Genomic DNA, 21483 nt, shown 5'->3' with positions numbered 1-21483 from the left:
TTAAATAGGAGAAAAAAATGAAAAAAAACAAAAACCAAATAATAGATATCATTTTTATGTTATTTCTAAGTTTTGCTTACGTCATCCCTCTATTCATGTCTAAGGGAATCTATCATAGTGTCAATCAGGATACTTACTTTCATTTATCTCGAATCATAGGACTAGATAATGTATGGAGTTCTCCAGTAAACTTCAATAACTTCGATCATCATGGAACAATGATGAATATTTTTTATCCATGGCTTACTCTTTATCCAGCTTTTTTATTTTATAAAATGATGGGAAATCTTGTTTTAGGTTATAATATCTACTATTTTTTTATCACTTTTTTAACAATGGTCGTTTCTTATTTTTCTATGAAACAAATAAAAAACAATCGTTATATTTCGCTGTTATTTTCGATTATTTATACATTTTCCGCCTATCGTGCCATTGACATATTCCATCGTGCTTCATTGGGAGAAGCTGTCGCTTTAACATTTTTGCCTTTGATACTAATGGGGTGTTACGAAATTTATATTAGAGATTACCAAAAATGGTACTGGTTGTCTATTGGCATGACGCTAGTAGTGTATACTCATTTACTTTCTGTCGCTATGGTTTCTGTATTTATTGGAGGAACGTTGTTTCTTTCTTTTTATTTTTGGGACCAAAAAATCGCTAGACTCTTAAGTCTTTTAAAAGCTACCGCCCTCACCTTTTTTTTAAGTGCGGGATTCTTAATTCCTTTTATTCAACAATCTAGAGCACAAGAATTAAAAGTCCCACTGGGAAAAGAATTAAGTGGTATGGCTCCTAGTGATATGCTGACACATATTTTAAATAATAACTATAACAACTATACTATTGGATTATTCTTATTTCTCGGATTGATTGGTGCTTTTATTTTTATAAAAAAATTAACTGCTGATGATTTATTTATTTTCTTTCTTGGTGTATTTGTTCTTTTTTGTTCAACCAATTTATTTCCTTGGCAACTTTTTAACCATACACCAGTTAAGAGTCTACAATTTGTCTGGCGGTTAAATGGTTTTTCTTCTTTATTTATAGCCTATACGATGAGTATAGTGATCTATTATATTTTTTCTACTAAAAATAATTCATGGAAAATAATGGTCTTTACGTTTCTTGCACTAATATTGCATCTCTCAGGAGTAAGTAATTCTATCCATGCTAACAAAGATTCATTAACACTTATAGCACCTGAAGACGCTGTTGCTATAGCTGAAAATTACAATCATACTGATTATGCAAACAAAGAGTCAATCTATCATCCTGATATGATTAATAATGATCAATATTTACTAGGTAACCAGGAAATAAATCCAACAACTCATTTTATGAGTAACAAACTTACAATTGAATTAGATAATTCGAATAATAAAAATACTGTCTTGACGACACCTATTTATCGTTATAAAGGGCAAGTGGCTTCTATTAATGGCAAACTAGTACAAACAAAATTATCTAAGTTTGGCACAACTGAATTAACTATTCCTCCAGGTATAAATAAAGTCGTTATTACTTATCAGTACACAAAACTAGCAATTGCTTCAAGATATTTATCTATCGTTACTTTGATTTTATTTTTACTTTATCGATTTACTTTTTCTAAACAAAAACAACCGAGAAGAGAAGTACAACATTCTCACTAGATTTTTATTTAAGAAAGACTTTTTAGCTGTACACATAAACAGGCTAAAAAGTCTTTTTTTATATTTCTTTAATTTGCTTCATACATTATTTAACATCGATATTTATACTGTGAAACATGCGTTTCATCCATTATCAAAGTATTTTTATCGATAATAAACTTCATCCAAAAACAGACCTTGTGCAGGGACGGTTTCTCCTGCATGTTGCCGCACTTTGCTTTCAAATATTTCATCGATTGTTTCTATCGGCATGGCACCTGTGCCGATTTCTAGTAATGTCCCCATGATAATCCGCACCATTTTATATAAGAATCCGTCTCCGACAAAAGTAAAATGAAGCATTTCTCCCTTTCGTTCGATAGATAATTCATCAATCGTACGCACTGTGGATTTTTTTGATTTTTTCAATGCAGAAAAACCAATGAAATCATGTGTACCCACTAATTTTTCGCAAGCTGCATTCAGCTTGTCCATATCCAACTCTTGAGGGAAATAAAAGTTGTGGTTTCGCTCAAATGCTGAAGGAATCACGTTGTTCCAAACATAATAGCTGTATTTTTTGCCCACCGCATTATATCTTGAATGGAAGCGCTCAGGCATTTCTTCGATTCTTTTGATGACAATATCCCGCGGAAGGTAACGATTCATAAAGTCGATCATTTCTGCCAGTCCAATTTCTGTGTTTGTTTTGAAATTTGCTACTTGTCCTCGCGCATGGGTGCCAGCATCTGTTCTTCCTGATCCAATAATTTCTATCTCTTCATTTGTCATCTGATGCAATACTTTTTCGATTTTTCCTTGAATGGTTTTATCGTCATCTCCAAGTCTTTGCCAGCCTGAATATCTTTTTCCGTCATATTCGATTGTCAACTTGATGTTTCTCATATTTTAGTGGCTCCTCTGTCTTCCATTTGGTCTTCTCACTACCTTTTTAAGATTGTAGCATAAAATATAGCTCCTTGCTTCTCTAAGACAGAAGCTATACAAGAAAACTGTGGAAATATATATTTCAGAAAAACAAAAAAACAGCCACCGGATGAAGTATCCGCTGACTGTTCAATTTGACGGCTCAAGTTTTACTGTTTGAGATGCAAGATACTCAACCAGGCAATGGGCACATAATTAAAGAAAAAACTGATTCTTTGGCAAAATCCTATTTTATTCAGTAATGGCCAAGAATTTATAGAAGGAATTCTTGCCAGACCATAAATCGCCGCAAAAAGCAAACTGATCACAGACAGTCCAAGGTATATGTGGCTTACGTCCATTTGCCCATTTTTTCGATAGATCAATAAAAGAAGAACTGGAAACAATAAAAAACCACTGTAACCTAAACCTGATCCGATATTATGGACCCATGTCGAGACATTCCACGAAGATTCATGGGTATTGATACTGAACAAACCTGTAAAGATACAATCACCTATACCATAGAACGCGATGGCTGCTGTAACTAGGGTAGCTAACACACGAGATGTACTTACAAATGCAGCATACAATGCAGGCAATGACAGGATGAAAAAGATCCCTGAAACCACAGACCAAATAAGAAACGCTTTTCTTACAGGACTGGAAACCTCTCCAAATACACTGATCACGCTCTTCATTTGATCTAATTCAGGATAATACAATCCTAATACGTACGGAGTCAAAAAATCACTCAGCACGCCTAATAATAAAAAGAAAAAACCAAATTTACGTAAAAAATCCATGATACGCCTCCAATAACAATTACCTATGCTTTTAATTGTTATTATAAACGACTTTATCTTGATTTAACAGAAACCTCTATTCTACAGGAACATCTATATAACTCATTAAAAACTTGAAGCGTCTTAAGGTTCATCCCTAAATATCTAATGTTCAACGTTCATTTAATCCGTCTAATCGGTCTTTCAATTTGATTTTTTCTCCACTTCTTTTACGCGCGCCTAGCTCTCCTATTGCAGTAAACAACAGATCACTTGACGAATTTAAGGCAGTTTCCATTGAATCCTGGATAACACCGATAATAAATCCAATACCGACGATTTGCATCGCGACATCATTAGAGATACCAAACAAACTACAAGCTAATGGAATCAATAACAGTGAACCGCCCGCAACGCCTGAAGCTCCACAAGCAGCTAAAGCAGACAAAATACATAAAAGGACTTTCAAAACAAATGGTGCTTCAATCCCTAAAGAATGTACAGCAGTCAACGTCATCAAGGAAATGGTAATCGCGGCACCGCCCATATTGATCGTAGCACCTAACGGGATCGATATGGAATAAGACTCTTTTGTCAATTTCAATCTTTCAGCCAACATCATGTTTATCGGGATATTTGCGGCAGAACTTCGGGTAAAGAAAGCGGGAAGTGCGCTTTCTTTCAAACAAAAGAAAATCAATGGATAGGGATTTTCTTTAATAAACAAAAACGTGAGGAATGGGTACACAACTAATGCGACAAACAGCATCGTACCGATCAAAACAAGTAAAAGCTGCAGATACTCTGCCAATCCAGCGATTCCAGTCGTAGCAATTGATTGATAAACCAATCCTAAAATCCCTATCGGAGCAAATGCAATAATCACTTGTACGACTTGTGACAACGCTATAGATATCTGATCCACCAACTCTTTTGTCGATTCTGAACGTGCTCGAAAAGCTAGTCCCAACAATACAGCCCAGAATAAGACGCCAAGGTAATTCGCATCAATAAGAGATTGAACAGGATTTTGTGTGACATTCGTCAACATAGTAGATAAAACACTTTCCAAACTTTGCGGTGCTTTTTCAGATACTGTTTCTTGTAAAGTAATAGGAACAGTAAAAATTGAACTTACAATAACTGCTACAAGTGCAGAAAGCAATGTTCCCACTAAATATAAGATCAAAATAGGCTTCACGAATGTCTTATTCCCAATTTTGTGCTTGGCAATTGACGCCATCGTCAAGAAAAAAACCAGAATAGGTGCGATTGCCTTCAAGCAACTGACAAACAACGTTCCCAATATTGAAATAAATGTCCATGTGGGGAAAAAGATACCAAACAATATTCCGACTAAAATACCAACAACAATACGTTGAACTAACGACATATTCAAAAACTTCTCTAACAAATGACCACCCTTTCACAATTTTAACAATCATTGTATCATTTTATGCAAAGAAACTAAAGATATAATTTTCTAAAAATTCTAACAATACAAACAACCATTACTTGCTAATTTTGCACTTTTTCTGTCTACACGTTGTTTTTTGAGATATTCTAAGTTAGGATGTTATTAATGGGCAACTTATCAGGAAACGTTTTCTTATGTTTTTGTTCAATTTTTTTGTGAGGTGTTTATTCTTGAAAAAAATAAAGAAGGAGAGTTATGGCTTCCTGACAATCTTTGTCGCTTGTATAATGATGGTTTTACAGCGTATATTGATTTCAGCAGTCACTATTCCTACATATGCAACAAACCCTGGTCGATTCTACATCTATACATTTTTACAAACTTCCGTTGTTATTGGTACAAATTTGATCCCACTTTACATGGGTTACCAATATCAAAAAATCGCCCGTTTAAAAGTTTTACATTATTTAAGTCGTTTTGCCTTTATATTCCTAATAGCCACACTAGTTTGCAATATCTTTTTTTACGTACAAGCTGGCAGCTTGAATATTCGTGATTATTGGCTTATCCTAACACCTATCAGTCAGAACTACTTTACTTATGCTGTTTCTTGTACTTTGCTTTTTTGTAGTATTCCTTATACAGTTGGATTTTTAAATAAATTATCGAAAACAACAATTAAATATCTACTATTATTTTTAACAATTGGATTAGTTGGCTGCTCTACTCTATTTAATAAAGACCCGTTTGCATTACAGAATGGACAGAGTATTTTATGGATTTTTTATTTATTTTTAATGGGTTATGGTTTGAAAGAATGGAACTGGAAAGAAAAGGTCCGCTATAAGCTTCCTCAAGTATTTATCAGCTTGATTGTTTTATTCGGTTTGATTATTTTGATGACACAAATTTCACTCATCATCAGAGGAAATACAGATACAGCGCTGAGGTTTTCTAAACCATATTCTCTCTTCGCAATGTATTATACTTTCTCTTCGTTTTTATTTTTAGAAATGCTATCTGATAAATTAGGTATAAAAGGAAGAGGAAATTTTCTTGCTGTATTTTTGATTGTCACTCAAGTTATATGTAATTTCCCTTTAGTTTCTTATCGCGTATCTACATTTATGAAACGTGAATTTCCAAACTCAGGGAAGGCATGGCTGATAAATATCGGGCAGTTTTTTATTTACTATTTATTAGCAGTGTCCCTCCTAGTTATCTTTTTATTTTATATACAAAAAATCCGTTTCATTCATCGTTTCATCGAATACTTCGCTTTTGATTCGATTGAACAATTAACACAACGTTGGAAAAAAAGAATTCATTGGCTTTTTGTTCATAAAAGTTATTTTTTAGTTGCAGCATTTTTTTACTGCTTTACCTTCGTGCAGATTTTCGTTTTAGAACCAAAAGAAGGTTGGAAAGAAACTATCCAGGTTGCCTTAAAAATATTTACTCAGCGACAAGCACCCATGATCCTGACAATCATCATTATTATGGGATTTTTCTTCTTACTATTGTTGATTTCCAATCGTTTTTGGTACGCCTTGACTGCTACCTTGATCATTAACTTACTGCTCACTATTTCGACAGTAATCAAAATGGAAATGCGGGAAGAGCCTGTCTTTCCTTCAGATTTAAAAATGCTGACCGGATTGTCAGAACTATTATCGATGGTTAGCCCAGTCTTATTAATCGTGGGCGGATTGATCCTTCTCCTATTATTGATTACTAGTATTATTGTACAACGTAGACTACAAAAACAGTATTCCTTGAAGATTCATTGGAAACGTCGATTTATCAGTATCGCTGTATTATTAGGATGTTTTTCGGGTGTCTTTTTCATTAATCACAAAAATTCACCTTCTTTCTTGCTGTTTAATTTATTTAAAGTAAACAAGACTTTCTTTAACCAGCAAGGCGCCGTAAAAGATAACGGACCAGTCATTCAATTCCTAAACAATATCGACATTAAAATCATGGAAGAACCTGCTGGCTATTCGAAAGAAAAAATTAATGGAATAATGAAAAAGTACAACACAAAGGCAGATGAAATCAACCAAACAAGAAGTGACTGGTTAAACAATCAGACGATCGTTCTCAATTTAAGTGAAAGCTTCAGTGATCCTGCACGTGTCCCTAATCTGACAGTACCTACAGACCCTATTCCTTACATCAAAAGCATTATAACAGAAGGAACAGGAGGATTGATGTTATCCGTCGGTTATGGTGGCGGAACAGCTAACATGGAATGGGAAGGACTGACAGGCTTGAGTATCAGTAACCTGTCTGCTTCGTTAGTTACACCTTATACCCAGCTAGTGGAGCGTCAGAAAATAAGTCCAAATATTACCGATCTATTCGATGAAAAAATAGCCATCCATCCTTTTACAGCTGCTCTTTATCGCAGAAAACAAGTGTTTGATAAATTTGGTTTTGACAGGTTCTATTATTTAGACAGTCCGAATAAATTAACTTATACGGATAAAATAGAACAAAGCCCACGCATATCGGATGATTCAGCATACAAAGAAACCTTGAAAGCTTTACAAAGCAATACAGAAACGTCGCAATTCATCCAATTATCCACTATGCAAAACCATATGCCTTATGATGATTACTATAGTGAATTGAACTACACTGCTGAAGGAACTGCTGTCATTCCTAATAGAAGAAAAGAATTACAAACTTATATGCAAGGCCTTCACTATACCGATACAGCAGTAAAAAAATTCATCCAAGAAATCGACAAAATCGATAAACCGATTACCTTTGTTTTTTATGGTGACCATTTACCCGCAATCTATAGTGGGAATGATTCGAAAAAATATGGATTAGAACAGCACCAGACAGATTATTTCATTTATAACAACAAGTATAGTCGTGAACAAGCAGCTACGTTAAATAAAGAAGTTGTTGCTCCTAATAACTTTGGTGCTATGGCTCTTGAGCATGCGAATATCAAAGTAACTCCTTACTATGCGTTGTTGACAGAAGTATCTAATCATCTACCTGCATTAACAATTGATCCTACAGAAAGCTTGTCTAATCGTTTTAATGGAAAACAGGTCTTTGTTACAGAGAATAGTCAAATTATCCAAGAAAAAAATTTAACTGAGAAACAAAAAGAAATTCTAGAAGATTATCGTCTGATACAATATGATCTTGTTGCAGGTAACCAGTACAGTGCAACATGGGCGACACAAAAAATAAAAGACTAACAAATAAACTGAGCAAGGGGTTGTGATAAAAGACATGTCACAACCCCTTGTTTATCTCATTAATTTGCTTGTCCATAAACGATTTGATTAAAACCATTTTTCAATTCATTATTCGCTGTCTCGTTAAAATAAAGATAATTATCGGGATTCCCCTGATTTTGTTGTGTCACCAATACTTTTGGCTGATTTTGCTGAAACCCGAATAGATAGACGTGCTTTTTCAGATATGGTTCTGTCTCTGCATCGGAATAGACGGCTGTGATTTGATAGTCTGCTTGACCTGTCCCACTTTCTGACCATTCTGCAGAAACAGGCACTCCACCAATAGCCATCTTCCACTCCCCGTTCAAAATAGCTTGAGGGACTTTAAGACCATATAAGTCCACACTCATTTGATTCGTATAGCTTTTGTATTGTTGTCCCATTGTTTGGCCCCATGTAGCCATAAATGCCTCTAATTGTGCGGATTTGTCTGCATTCCACAGTGTTTGTTCGACTTGTTCGCTGCTTTCTGAAGATGAAGCCTCTACAGAAAAACTTGAAGTAGATGTTTGAGTTGTTTCAGTCGTTTTGGAAGACTCTGACGAAGTAGAGGTATCTGCTGTTTCCGTACTTGCTGCAGTTGGCTTGCTCTCTGTGCTAGTTGTTGTAGTAGTTGCAATTGTTGCTTTTGATGTTTCTTTTGTTGATTCTTTTTTCGATTCATTCCCGTTGGTACAACCAGCTAACAAAAAAGCTAGACCAATTGTTACTAAAATCCTTTTTTTCAATTTCTTAATTGTCAAATTAAGTTAGACAAATCATCAATACTTACGTAACTCAAAAATACTTCCAAAGGTGTTCGATAATTCAGTGATTTTCTAGGAATATTATTTCGTTTCGATGCGACAGATTGAATAAAAGATTCATCTACTGAATTGAAATCCATAGATTTCAATAAACCATCTCTACGTAACAATCCGTTAGAATTCTCGTTTAGGCCTCTTTGAGACGGCGTTCCTGGATCAGCGAAATAAATGGCAATATCATTGGCATTACTGATCTGTTTCCAATTTGAAAATTCCTTTCCACAATCAAAAGTGATGGATTTGAATAGATTTTTCGGTACAGATTCAAACCAATGATTTAATTTGTTTTCAATATCAATCGCTTGTCTACCACACGGTTTCAATGTGATGATAACTTTTGATAATCGCTCAACTAAGGTAATTACAGCACTTTTATGTTTCAAACCTACGATAGTGTCACCTTCAAGGTGACCAAACTCATTTGAGAATTGGCTATAATCTTTTTCACGTTCATGAATAGAGCGACGGAAAGCTTGTTTTCCACGTCTTTCTTGATGTCCATTTGGTTTACGCTTGCCTTTCATCGGTAAGTCAGAAGGATTAAATAGCCCCTTTTTGAACATACGATAAATGGTACGAGCAGAACAACGAATAGGAAACGCTGCACGACCAACAATCACATCGGGTGTCCATCCTTGAACAACCTTTCTTTGAATATATTCTGATTGTTCCTCAGGTAAAACAAGCGGGCGTCTACCACAGTTTGATTTGTTTTTCTTATACTGTTGATAGTACTCTAAGGCTGATTTTCCTTGCTTGAAGAACAGGTATACTTTATGGATCGTTTGTCTTGAACGATTCAAGCAATGCGCAGTTTTCGCAACAGATTGATTTATTTTGAAATAAGACTCTATCATTACAAGTTCATCCGTTGTAAGATGGGTATAGGTCATTTGTACTCACTCCTTATAATTCTTTGGACGGAACTATTTTGAGTGTAGCACAAATGACTTTTTTAGTTGTCTAGCTTAATTTTACAATCGGCGATTAAAAAACTCCTTTCGATTACTCCCACTTCTTTATTCTATCAAATAAGCAATGTGATTTTATTGATTTTTTGTATTTTCTCATCCATCTTTTAAACCTTTTAAAAACTAAGAAGCACCCGCTGATGTTGTCTGTAATACATCAGCGGGTGCTTCTTTTATTTTAATCTTCGTGATTTTCCAATTTACCTCACGCTTTATATTTGTATTTGAAGAAACATAGACTTTTAGTCATCATCGTCTTCCTCATCCAAATCTTGTCGGACAGTTTTTCCTTGGAGTCTTTGTACTTGGTAGATGATTTCTTTATTGAAACTTAAAAGTTCAACAAGCAATTGTTGCAAGCCATATTTTTCTTCTTTTTCAGCTAATTTGATTGCCCGTGTGATAAAGACATTTTGGAAATCAAAATCTTTTGCAAAGTTTTCCAACATTGTTGAGGCTGGTAAATATTTGTTTTGACCATGTTCATAAATTTTTCCATAACGCATGACTTCTTCTAAAGTAGACGGAACGATTTCATTTTCAATCACTAACTCATGAGAGATTTTATTGAACCATCTCGCTTCTTGATCAGCATATTCTGAAAAAAGGGTACTTAATTCTTGCGAAGATGTACCCAAAACATACAATTGTGCTTGGATCAATTTCATTTCTTCTAATTTAAAATTTGCCAATACATGCCCCACCATGGCGCCAGCAGTTGGTTTATGATGATCGATATCTGCTTGTTTTGTTTCTTGAGCAAATTTTTCTTCCACTATATTCACTGATTTACGCCTCTTTTACTTTTGTTGATTGGACTTCATAACCTAATTTTTCCACAACTGCAGCTAATTGTTCAGGGTGGACTTCATCTGGATCAAAGTTTGCTTTGATTTTGCTCGCATTAAACAAAACTTTCGTATTGCTTACCCCAGGCTGTTGAGAAACCGCATGTTCGATTTTTTGCATACAGCTTGGACAAGCTAGTGTATCTAATTGCATAATAATTTTTTTCATCGTAGTTCTTCCTTCCTTTTTCTTGATAGTCTTATTCTAGATTACAGCTTCCATAAAAAAATTGATTCTTATCAAGTTTTACGATTTTTCTTCTTTGCTTTCGTATCCAAAATACAATAAACGCATCGCGTTAAAGATAACGATCAAGATACTAGCTTCGTGAACGAACATCCCACTAGCCATGTAAATAAACCCGGCAAATAAGCCGATGAGTAAAAATAAGACGACACCAATGGCAATCACTACATTTTCACGGGTATTTAAAACAGTTTTCTTAGCCAAGCGGTAGGCATGAACCAACGATCCAAAACTAGATTGCATCAAGACAACGTCACTCGTTTCGATAGCAACATCCGTTCCTGATCCCATAGCAATCCCGATATCAGCCGCAGCCAAAGAGGGAGAATCATTGATTCCATCTCCAATGAAAGCAACGCGCAATCCTTGTTCTTGGTATTTTTTCACAAATTGAACCTTTTCGTCTGGTAATAATTCAGCATGGACTTCATCAATGCCTAACATATAAGCTACATAATCAGCAGTCATCTGATTATCACCTGTCAGCATCACTAACTGTTTTGCTCCTGCTTGTTTCAACTTAGCTAATTGTTCAGCGACTTCTGGTCGAATCACATCTGACACACCTATGATTTGAGTGATTTTTTTGTCGATTGCTACAATAATGACCGAGCTGCCTGTTTGTTGTAATTGATGTAAATCTTGTACTTGCTTTGGTGTGAGAGAAAGTTTGTGAGCGGCAATCAATTTGGTGTTGCCCGCACAAACTGTATGACCATCAATCTCAGCTGTGATTCCTTGTCCCTTGATCGTCTGATTATCTTTGACTACTAATTGTTGAAAATCAATGTCTTTCTCCTGAGCATAATGGATCACGGCGTGCCCCAGAGGATGATCGGATAACGTTTCTAATCGAGCCACTAAAGCTAAGCTGTCCCCTTCATCCTCTGTATAGTTCTTGATAGTGGATACAGCAGTAGTTCCTTTGGTCAATGTACCGGTTTTATCAAAGACAAAAGTATCGATTTTGGAAAAAGTATCCATTGCTTCACCGCCTTTGACTAAGATGCCCCGTTTCGCTCCATTACCGATTCCTGCTACATTCGAAACAGGCGCACCAATGACTAAAGCGCCAGGACAACCAAGAACCAAAACAGTGATTGCTAAACGAAAATCACGACTGATCAGACCAACAAGCAACGCAATAAGTAAAACGGTTGGAGTATAATACTGAGAAAATCGATCAATGAATTTTTCCGCATGTGATTTGGTATCTTGTGCTTCTTCTACTAATTCGATAATTTTGGCAAAGGTCGTATCATCTCCGACCTTAGTTGCTTCAATCGTCACGTAGCCATCTGCTAAAATCGTTCCAGAAAATACGTCATCTCCACTGATTTTGACGACTTGTCGTGATTCACCCGTCACTGTGGCTTCATCCGCATACCCTTTCCCGTCAATGACTCGTCCGTCCACAGGAATAGCTCCACCAGTTTTTACTAAGACGATATCGCCTTCTTCCACGTCATCGATTTCCACTTCTTCAGTCGTTCCATCTTCTTGGACAACACTAGCAGTCGATGGGGCCATCTCGGTCAAAGCCTTGATTGATTCCCGCGTTTTGGTCAATGTTTTTTGTTCCAGATAACTACCAAACAAAAACAAGAATGTAACGATAGCTGACTCCTTGTATTCTCCGATCATAAAGGCACCAAGCACAGCAATAGTAACGAGTAAATCAATTGAGATAACTTTGACTTTTACTGCCTGATACGCGTGGATCATAATAGGTATGACCGCAATAACAGAAGCTATGGCTAGAACAATGTTATAGAACAAGACAAATCCAGTAAATTTTCCGATAAAACCAAAAATAATCAACACAGCTGATAAGGCGGTGATATGATTTCGGTGCTCTTGGATCCACTTTTGAAATTTCATCTTTCTCCCTCTTTTCCTTTTCGTTCTTACGAGACTAAGTATAGAGACTTATCCATCATAAAAAATTGACCACTATCAAGTTTAGTCAAAAAGGCGGTTTTCTTTTGGTAGAATACACTACAAAAAATAGTTAGCAAGAAGACTCACTAAAAGTGATCTTGCCAACTATTGTCGTTTCTATCGAAATTTTCATTGAATGATTTTCCTGTACAGCATACATCGGAGATCTATTTCTTTATCTAAGATTTTTATCTTGCTAATTTTTTCCTTTAGTCTTTCAAATCCACGTCGTTCATAGAATTGATACGTACAGCCACTATCTGTAAAAAGGAATATTTCTTTTCCTTTCTCTCTTTTTTCAAATTCTGTTAGCAACTTGGTACCGATGCCTTTTATTTTCAAATCAGGATTTGCAGCTAAAAAAATGATCTCTCCATCTGGCGAATGCTTCTTTAAATATGCTGCAAGCATTTGGTCATTTGCTGTCTCGTAAGCTCCTTTACTTTCTTTAGCAAATATATTTTGTAAAAAATCGAATATCTTAACATATATTTGCTGTCCAAAAGAACGATGTTTCTTTTTTTCTCCTTTTATCTCCGCCAGCAAAACACCTGCCAACTCGTCCTCTGCATACAAAGCAAGAATTTGAGTAGCTCGATTCAACTCCATATACAAAAAATATCTTCCGTAAAGATTCAGCAGAAGTTCATTTCCCATATATCTCTCAAAGTTCATTCCTTCAACAGCAAAATAGATAGCTTTTTTGTAATCTTTCTTTTCTAAGGGTTTAAAAGTTAGTTTCATCATTTCGCCTCCTCAACTTCAATGATTGTGTTATACTTACATTATAATAGACACAGTGTCTACTATCTATAATCAATCATCTATAAGATTGTCGATTAAGCGACAGCTTTGCTTTGATATGTCGGATAAGGAGATAGGTAAATGAAAAAGACAGACAGACGCGTCAAAAAAACAGAAAAAGCTTTGGCTGAAGCACTATCCACATTATTAGTAAATAAAAAGATTCAATCAATCACTATACGCGAGCTAACAGAAACGGCAGATGTACATCGTTCGACTTTTTACACACATTATAAGGATATCTATGATCTATATGATCAATTAGAAAGCAACTTTTTTCGGGATCTAAATGAAATTCTCTCTTATGATCCAGCCCATAGCTATGAGGAACTATACACTCGCTTGATTGACTATGTTTACGCAAATACTTTTTTATATCGCTTATTTATCCTCAACCATGGTGATATTTCGTTTCAGAAGAAAGTTAAACAAGTTATTGAAGAAAACTATCTGAACATATGGCTATATGAAGACAAGAAAACGATTATCACAGAAGAAATGAGATTCTTCACTACGTACCACGTCCAAGGTTGTCTATCTGTTCTCAATCGATGGGTAGAAAGCAATTACAAGTACTCCAAAAAAGAATTATTAGAACTCTTACAGAAACTGAATGATCACATAGAGAAAATCATGCCTTGAATAAAAAAGGCTGTGACAAAAAACTTGTCGCAGCCACTTTTTCCGGTAAAAATAGATGAAAAAGTTCTTGAAAAACTATGCTGTTTTTCGAATTTTTTTATAGGAGTGAAATATATTTAGTTGCTTCCACCATACAAATTTTGTAACAAAAATAATGATTGTACACTATTACTTAATTATCTTTTGATGGCTTCAATGAACCAACTGCCATCGATGATTGTTTTCGAGTTTACTTTAAATTCTTTTGAGAATCTATAATTGATAGTTGAAGGGATCTGGGCTTTTATCATCGTTTTTTCTTGCGTTTTTTTCCATCCTATTCCAATTTCTCCATGAATCGTTCTTAAAGTCCCTTCTGCAAATTCTATATCGTCAGGAATATAAGGATCAATTAATAAATCAGTAGACTCTTGTGTCTCTTGATCAAATTTGATTCCCAATAAAGCAGAGATAAACCATTGACTGTATGATGTGAACATAGCATGATTTAAAGAAGATCCATCCATTTTTTTAAAATACTCGCCCAACGCTCCACTATTATTAGATACCATAGAATAAAAACTTGGATAACTTTTCCTTGTGAGCCATTGATAAATTAAATCTTGATCATCTAGAATTTCATATGACCACGCCATGCCAAAAATCCCCATCTTAAAGACACCATCATCTTCCCTAATTTGGTTTTTGAATTTTTGTAATAATTCTGGGAATTCTTTATCTAATCCAGCTTTGAGAGAAAAAATATAGCTTGATTGGCTGCCACCTTGAAAATAACCTTTAGAATTGTAATATTCCTTTATTAGTTTTTCTTTTACATACCTAATTTTTTCTTCTAACTTTTCTGTTTCAAAGCTCATTCCTTTAGTAAACACAGCTAATTTTTGATAGCTTTGCAATACTATTAAATACATTGCTGCTGAACAAAATTCTTTATCTGGCGGTGTTTCTTTGTTATTAATAAGAACAGTATCTACAGAACCCCAATCACCCAAACAACAATACTTAATGTACTCATAATCAAATTTCAAAAGATAATTCAGATGTCTATTCAAAGATACTGAAATTCTTTTGTCCTCAATAATGGACATTCCATAATATTTCATATATTTTAAGACAATGACTGGAAGCACTAATTGCCATCCTAACGAACCAGCGTTATTACTAGGTCCAAACGTCTGGATACCCATAAATGGAGCAGTTTGTGTTATTCCTCCTTCAAGGGTTTGATCGAAAATAAAATCAAGCAACACTTTTTTCAATAATTGTTCCGAATCAAATGAATAAATTTGAGATTCTATTAATGCGACAATATCTCCACCATATCCTAGTCTTTCACGAGCACAATCTTCATAATATGAACGGATATTATTTCTTTTGGTTTGAATCGCAATACGTTGAAGATCATTCAACAACTGATTAGAAGTATTGAATTCACTTGTTATTGTAAGATCAGCATAAGTATCAAATGCATGTAAATCATTGATATCAAAAATAGCGCATTCTCCCTCAACTTTCATATATCGAAATGAGTGATAAACATACATGTTTTCAAATGTCGTTTTACCGTCCCCACATAGAAACTGATCTTCCTGTATGACTGTATCTGATTCATTAATCCCCTGTTCCGGATCATTGATTCCATATATGCTTGTAGTTGTGGTAGAATAGTCCAATTCGGTTTGCGAATCATTGAGGCTCTCAGCATAATTAATTTTTATATTTTGTTTTTTTGAAGAAATAGTTAAAGAAATCTGCCCTGAAATAATTTTTCCAAAATCATTCAAATAACCATATTTCGTTTTCTTTATTACATTTGGTTTTCTTTTTTTCAATCTTTTCGTTTTTGGTATAGTACTTGGCACAAGTTTTCCAGCTGGACCAACGATTTCCGTTATCCTCATATTTACTCGAGTAGATGAATCAGGATTACTTTCCTCATTTTCAACAAACGAAACTCTTTCGCCAATATAAATATTGTCGAATAGAATTTCCCCTCCTTCAGCTAACCAATCATGATTACTCTCAACAATATTTCTTTGTTTGCCATTCGCCAATTCGCTGATTGAACAAATGAGCATTGGCTTACCAATAGAAAGGCGATGTCTCATGTTGTATTTCCCTAATAATTTCAACGGGGCAGGATTGTACCCGCCATTTGCCAATTCTACTATAATTTCATTTGAACCTTCTTCCACAAAAGGATTAAGCTTATAAGTATCATAATACACTTGTTTACCATAGTTTGTTACATCTGAATTCAAATAGTAATCGTCTATTCTTTTCCCATTGATATAAGTTGTATAGTATCCTAATCCACAAATATCTAAAAATAAATCTTTCTCTAGTCTCTCAACTATAAATGATTTTTTTAGAATAATAGAAGGTCGATCTCTGTAATACATATTTTCTTTCTCAATAGGATTATCTTGTCTTGTAATCCAATGTGCGTTCTTCAAATTAGGGTTTGCGGAATAAAACGTTGTATGAAATTCCTGTATACTTTCTTCCCCTTCTATAATGATATGAAGTAAGTACTTTTTTCTTTGATCAGAAATAGTTGGAAATTTCACGTTGCTATATTTTTTATTTCCTATCTCTTGTTTGAGAACGATATCTTGATCTTCGTTCATAATATATAACTGGGCTTTTTTTTGAGCTATGTACAAGAAGCATTTTATTCTAGCTTAATTTGACAAATCATATTTTGAAAACCTATACCTAAACCTGCTACAATAATATCTTCGCCATCTTTGTTCTTAGAAAATACAAGATTATTATTTAAAACTTTATTTATCTTCATTATTTCACCTCCTTACTTTAAAAACGACAAAAAAAGACAAGACCTAAACAAAGCCACTAAAATAGTCGCTTGGCTTAGGTCTTGCCTTCATTGAAGTCACAATCCTAACTCTGATAGGAATATAACACCAATGAAAGCGTTTGTCAATTTTCTATATAAAAATGCATGTAGAAGATATTATTTATCAAAAAAAGTTTTCTGGGATCTCCGTATCAAAATCAAGTAACTTTTGGTACCAGAAATAACTGTCTTTTTTATAGCGCTTGAAGGTTCCATTGCCAAAGTCATCTAAATCAACATAGAGAAAGCCATATCTTTTAGACATTTGATTCGTAGATGCTGAGATCATATCCATTGCTCCCCAAGTACAATAACCTAAAAGCTCAATTCCGTCTTCTTTTACAGAGCGCAAAACTTCCTGAATGTGCTGCCGTAAATAATCAATACGATAAGTATCGTGAACTCGTCCTTCTTTTGTCAGTTGATCAGCGGCTCCTAAGCCATTTTCGACAATAAATAGTGGTTTATTGTAGCGGTCATACAGCTCTACTAGAGAAATACGTATGCCGACTGGATCAATTTGCCAGCCCCAATCAGTCTGTTGCAGATATTTATTGTACACACCTTTAGTCGTATTGGCCAAACTGACCTTCAATCCAGTAGTATCGGCTGCTGTACATACAGAAGAATAATAGCTGAACGCAATAAAATCAGCAGTATTTTCTGCTAAAAAGGTTGGATCGCCTTCAGAAAAAGACAAAGAGATATGCTCATTTTCTAATTTTTTCAATAGATAGGCTGGATATTCTCCACGTACTTGTATATCGCTGAATGCATACACTTCCCGCATCTGTAACATACTTTGCAGGATATTTTCAGGATGACTGTCGTAAGGGTAAATCGTTGTTTTCGTGATCATACTCCCGACCTGCATTTTAGGATAGTTCTTATGACAGTAATCAACTACGAGAGCAGAAGCGATAAATTGATGATGCATAGATTGATAGATTACTTCTTCAAAGTTTTTTCCTGTGAATCGATCTTTGACTAATCCTGCAGAAGCAAAAGGATGTCGAATGATACTGTCGATTTCATTAAACGGAATCCAATAATTCACATATTCGCTTAAGTAGTCAATCACGGTCGTTGCAAATTTTTCATATAAGGCAATCGTTTGACGATCATACCAAGAATCAGAATTTAAAACGATCGCCAAAGGCATATCATAATGAGAGAGCGTCACGATTGGTTCAATTTGATATTTTCTCAATTCCTTTACTAACTCCAAGTAATAGTCTAAGCCCATTTGATTGGGTTGGTCTTCGGTTCCCTCTGGAAAGATTCTTGTCCAGCCGATAGAAAAACGAAAGGCTTTTATCCCCATTTCTGCTAATTGCGCAATATCTTCTTTATAGTAATGGTAAAAATCTACTCCATAGCGTTTCGCCCAATTTTTATCATTCGTATCTGACAAGGCTTGTTCAATTTCTTCTGTATCCACTTCATTTACCTTTTTATAATCTTTTACATCAATCGCTGGTCGAAAACGTAAGCAGTCCGCTATAGACATCCCTTTTCCGTCTTCTTTCCAAGCACCTTCAATTTGACTGGCTGAAGTTGCAACACCCCATAAAAAATCATCGTTTACTTTATACAATCATCTTCCCTACTTTCTTTTTTAAGCAATCAGTAATAAATCAGAAGTATTTTCCACCTGATTTTCTTCCACTGGTAGAACTTCTAAAAAGTCATTGCTATTTGTCACAATGATCATTACAACCGGATCGTATCCTAACTCTTTGATCGCTTCTAGATCAAATTCCACCAATAAGTCTCCTGTTTTCACTTCTTGGTCTTTTTTAACTTTTCCAAAGAAATGTTCGCCATTTAAAGAAACGGTATCAATACCGATGTGGATCAATAATTCCACATCGTTGTCTAATTGCAGACCAATGGCATGTCCGGTATTAAACATCGCCGTGACTACAGCATTTCCTGGAGCAAATACTTTGCCTTCTGTCGGATCGACTGCCACTCCTTTGCCCATGATTCCACTCGCAAACGTTTCATCGTTTACTTCAGTTAATGGCTGAACATTCCCTTTGACCGGACTTTTTACCATATATTTTTCTGAGAGATTTATTTTTTCTTTTGAAGGTGTATCAGCAAATTCAGAATCATCAAATCCTAAAATCCATGTAGCAATAAAGGTAGCTACCGTCGCAATCACCATTGTTAAAATAGCAAACCAGATATAATTTTCTTCTTTAGAGATCCACATAGGAAGACTCAAAATCCCTGGTGTGACATAGATAAATGCCTTTAATTTTAATAGGCCTGCGACCAATCCGGCAACTGCGCCACCAATCATACTTGCATACATCGGTCTTTTCAGTTTTAAGTTTACGCCGTACATGGCCGGCTCAGTAATTCCTCCAAGAAAAGCGGTAATACTAGAAGAGAAAGCTAAAGATCTTAACTTGCTGTTTTTTGTTTTTAAAGAAACACTCAAGGATGCTGCCGCTTGGGACATATTGGCACATAAGGCAACCACACGGATAATTGGATCAAATCCTTGTTCTGCTACTAATGCGATACTGATTGGACTTAATGCCTTGTGAATTCCGATAGAAACTAACCATGGATAGGCAGCTGCAAGAATAGGAATAGCAATAAACCCACCATGATTGAACAAGAACATGCTGGCATTTGCAACGCCTTGCGAAATAAAATCACCGATTGGACCAATCACAATGAATGTTAACGGTGTAGCAATCAGCATGACCAACATAGGTTCTGCAAATACTTTGATCATTTCTGGCACCACTTTACGAACACCTTTTTCAATGTAAGACATAATCCATACGGAAAGAATCGCTGGGACTAAAGTAGAAGAATATTTCACCAATTCCATGCCTATTCCTAAAAATTGAAAAGGTTCTCCTGCCGAAACCAGCTCCACCCAAGTTGGATGCACGGTTACTAATCCAATAAATGCGCCTAAATATTGATTGGCACCAAATATTTTTGCTGCTGAAAATCCCACATAGACAGGCATAAAATAAAAACCAGTATCAAAAATCATATTTAAAAAGACATAGGTTTGAGACTCATCGGATAGTATCCCCGTCAAGGTCAATACGAGGAGCAAGACTTTCCCCATCCCTGCGCCAGCTAGCAAAGGGATGACTGGGGAAATCGATCCCGTTATAGAACCGATGATCTTGTCAAAAAGTGAACGGTTATCTTTTTCATTTCTTTCATTGGAAATATTCAATTTTTTAGTTAATTCGTTATATACCTGATCAACATTATTGCCGATCACCAACTGATATTGTCCAGCCTTTTTTACCAGCGAAAGAATTCCCGGAATATTTTTAACTGCTTCGTCATCCGCTATTGATTCATCTTTTAACACAAAGCGTAGACGGGTTGCACAATGGACAACAGACTGAATATTTTTTTCGCCGCCGACATTTTCAATAATTTGTTCGCACGTTTCTGGATAATTCATGTTTTTTCCCCCTCATTCAAATGTTTGGTTATACGTGAGATATGGATAGTTAAGTATAAAATTTCTTCATTGTCTAACTGATAGAGATACTTTTCCTCAATAAATGTTTTGATTTTCAGTGCACATAGATAAGCCTGAACACTCTTATTTTTGATGATCTCTAAAATCTCATTTTCTAAGTTGCCCATAGAGTTTCCTTTATCATGAGTGATTCGATAATAAAAGAGCTTTAAGTGCGTAACAAAGCGAAAGTAATCTATAGAATCTTCATCAAATTCTATAGAAAAATAGTATTTGACAATGTTTGACATCTGCTGGATAAAGGCTGTCATTTCATAAAAATCATCCATCCCTTTCCCAACTTCACAGCTGACAATATGCATACCGATAAAGCCTGCTTCGTCCTTGCCTAATTGAATACCGCATTCTTTTTCAATAATTTCTAATCCTTTTTCTCCAATCATAAATTCATTTGGATAAAAATGTTTGATTTCCCATAAAAATTTATTTTTCAAGAACACGCCTTGTTCGTACCTTTCAATACTTGAAGAAATATGATCTGTAAGAGACAAATAAATACTTTCATTTAGCACCAATTTGTATTCTCTTCGTGCATAAGAAATAATCTTTTCGGAAATTTCAATGTATTGGACAGGAATTTGCTGAACCATATCTGAAATCCGCTTTTTGTCTCCCTTGTTTTCAGGAACAAAAATTTTATAAATCTTCTTTTTTTCGACCAAACTATTGATTGTCTTCCCATAAGCAATCCCTTTTCCTACGACGATTATTTCTTGGTTTTGTTCATTTTTAGTAATAATTGCATTATTATTTAGTTTCTTTTTGATTTTCATTTCAGTTCACCTCCTAAAAAAAAAGAA

17 protein-coding genes are annotated in these 21483 nt (G+C 35.1%); 3 read left to right on the top strand and 14 right to left on the bottom strand.

Annotation, left to right across the window (positions count from 1 at the left end):
• Positions 1-17: 17 nt before the first annotated feature.
• The gene (locus tag MKX69_RS01625; RefSeq protein WP_002297448.1) at positions 18-1655 is read left to right on the top strand and encodes a membrane protein; all 1638 of its coding nucleotides are present in this window, start codon (positions 18-20) and stop codon (positions 1653-1655) included.
• Positions 1656-1799: 144 nt separating this feature from the next.
• Here the strand turns inward: MKX69_RS01625 and truA are convergent, their stop codons facing one another.
• The 3 genes from truA to sstT form a co-directional block, all read right to left on the bottom strand.
• The gene (gene truA, locus MKX69_RS01620) at positions 1800-2540 is read right to left on the bottom strand and encodes a tRNA pseudouridine(38-40) synthase TruA (RefSeq protein ID WP_341008529.1); all 741 of its coding nucleotides are present in this window, start codon (positions 2538-2540) and stop codon (positions 1800-1802) included.
• Positions 2541-2731: 191 nt separating this feature from the next.
• Positions 2732-3367 carry a DUF998 domain-containing protein gene (locus MKX69_RS01615; RefSeq protein ID WP_341008528.1) on the bottom strand — a complete coding sequence of 212 codons (636 nt, stop codon included), beginning with the start codon at positions 3365-3367 and terminating at the stop codon, positions 2732-2734.
• 151 nt (positions 3368-3518) lie between these two features.
• Positions 3519-4739 (bottom strand): serine/threonine transporter SstT, encoded by a 1221-nt coding sequence (gene sstT / locus MKX69_RS01610; protein ID WP_341008526.1) that lies wholly within the window; start codon positions 4737-4739, stop codon positions 3519-3521.
• Positions 4740-4993: 254 nt separating this feature from the next.
• Here sstT and MKX69_RS01605 point away from each other — a divergent pair, with 254 nt between their 5' ends.
• The gene (locus MKX69_RS01605) at positions 4994-7987 is read left to right on the top strand and encodes an LTA synthase family protein (protein ID WP_341008524.1); all 2994 of its coding nucleotides are present in this window, start codon (positions 4994-4996) and stop codon (positions 7985-7987) included.
• A gap of 59 nt (positions 7988-8046) precedes the next feature.
• On the opposite strand, the gene MKX69_RS01600 is transcribed toward MKX69_RS01605, so the two are convergent.
• From MKX69_RS01600 to MKX69_RS01575, 6 genes are all read right to left on the bottom strand, one after another.
• Positions 8047-8757: a DUF4767 domain-containing protein gene (locus MKX69_RS01600; protein WP_341008522.1), complete on the bottom strand. Its 711-nt coding sequence runs from the start codon at positions 8755-8757 to the stop codon at positions 8047-8049.
• 11 nt (positions 8758-8768) lie between these two features.
• Positions 8769-9728 (bottom strand): IS30 family transposase, encoded by a 960-nt coding sequence (locus MKX69_RS01595; protein ID WP_000222573.1) that lies wholly within the window; start codon positions 9726-9728, stop codon positions 8769-8771.
• A 320-nt stretch (positions 9729-10048) separates the two neighbouring features.
• The gene (locus tag MKX69_RS01590; protein ID WP_002312676.1) at positions 10049-10591 is read right to left on the bottom strand and encodes a ferritin-like domain-containing protein; all 543 of its coding nucleotides are present in this window, start codon (positions 10589-10591) and stop codon (positions 10049-10051) included.
• A gap of 4 nt (positions 10592-10595) precedes the next feature.
• Positions 10596-10823 (bottom strand): heavy-metal-associated domain-containing protein, encoded by a 228-nt coding sequence (locus MKX69_RS01585; RefSeq protein WP_002328330.1) that lies wholly within the window; start codon positions 10821-10823, stop codon positions 10596-10598.
• 78 nt (positions 10824-10901) lie between these two features.
• Positions 10902-12782, bottom strand: a complete 1881-nt coding sequence (locus tag MKX69_RS01580) for a heavy metal translocating P-type ATPase (RefSeq protein ID WP_341008518.1) — start codon at positions 12780-12782, stop codon at positions 10902-10904.
• Between the two features lie 189 nt (positions 12783-12971).
• Positions 12972-13586: a GNAT family N-acetyltransferase gene (locus MKX69_RS01575; RefSeq protein ID WP_341008516.1), complete on the bottom strand. Its 615-nt coding sequence runs from the start codon at positions 13584-13586 to the stop codon at positions 12972-12974.
• A 141-nt stretch (positions 13587-13727) separates the two neighbouring features.
• Here MKX69_RS01575 and MKX69_RS01570 point away from each other — a divergent pair, with 141 nt between their 5' ends.
• Entirely contained in the window at positions 13728-14288 is a 561-nt protein-coding gene (locus tag MKX69_RS01570) for a TetR/AcrR family transcriptional regulator (protein ID WP_086319603.1), read from the top strand.
• 176 nt (positions 14289-14464) lie between these two features.
• Here the strand turns inward: MKX69_RS01570 and MKX69_RS01565 are convergent, their stop codons facing one another.
• The 5 genes from MKX69_RS01565 to licT form a co-directional block, all read right to left on the bottom strand.
• Positions 14465-16918 carry a family 78 glycoside hydrolase catalytic domain gene (locus MKX69_RS01565; RefSeq protein WP_341008514.1) on the bottom strand — a complete coding sequence of 818 codons (2454 nt, stop codon included), beginning with the start codon at positions 16916-16918 and terminating at the stop codon, positions 14465-14467.
• A 44-nt stretch (positions 16919-16962) separates the two neighbouring features.
• Complete coding sequence (locus tag MKX69_RS01560; RefSeq protein ID WP_341008512.1) at positions 16963-17088, bottom strand: CAT RNA binding domain-containing protein; 126 nt, start codon at positions 17086-17088, stop codon at positions 16963-16965.
• 184 nt (positions 17089-17272) lie between these two features.
• Positions 17273-18745: a glycoside hydrolase family 1 protein gene (locus MKX69_RS01555; protein ID WP_341008510.1), complete on the bottom strand. Its 1473-nt coding sequence runs from the start codon at positions 18743-18745 to the stop codon at positions 17273-17275.
• Between the two features lie 21 nt (positions 18746-18766).
• Positions 18767-20602 (bottom strand): PTS beta-glucoside transporter subunit IIBCA, encoded by a 1836-nt coding sequence (locus MKX69_RS01550; protein WP_086317318.1) that lies wholly within the window; start codon positions 20600-20602, stop codon positions 18767-18769.
• Positions 20599-21456 carry a BglG family transcription antiterminator LicT gene (gene licT, locus MKX69_RS01545; protein ID WP_002337037.1) on the bottom strand — a complete coding sequence of 286 codons (858 nt, stop codon included), beginning with the start codon at positions 21454-21456 and terminating at the stop codon, positions 20599-20601. Before licT ends, MKX69_RS01550 begins: the two co-directional genes overlap by 4 nt.
• Between the last annotated feature and the right edge of the window lie 27 nt (positions 21457-21483).

Origin of the sequence: Enterococcus sp. FSL R5-0957 (assembly GCF_038008005.1) — a bacterium.
In the GTDB taxonomy this organism is placed as follows: domain Bacteria; phylum Bacillota; class Bacilli; order Lactobacillales; family Enterococcaceae; genus Enterococcus_B; species Enterococcus_B faecium.
Note: the sequence above shows the minus strand (reverse complement) of the source record. Positions and strands in the feature narration are given on the sequence as shown.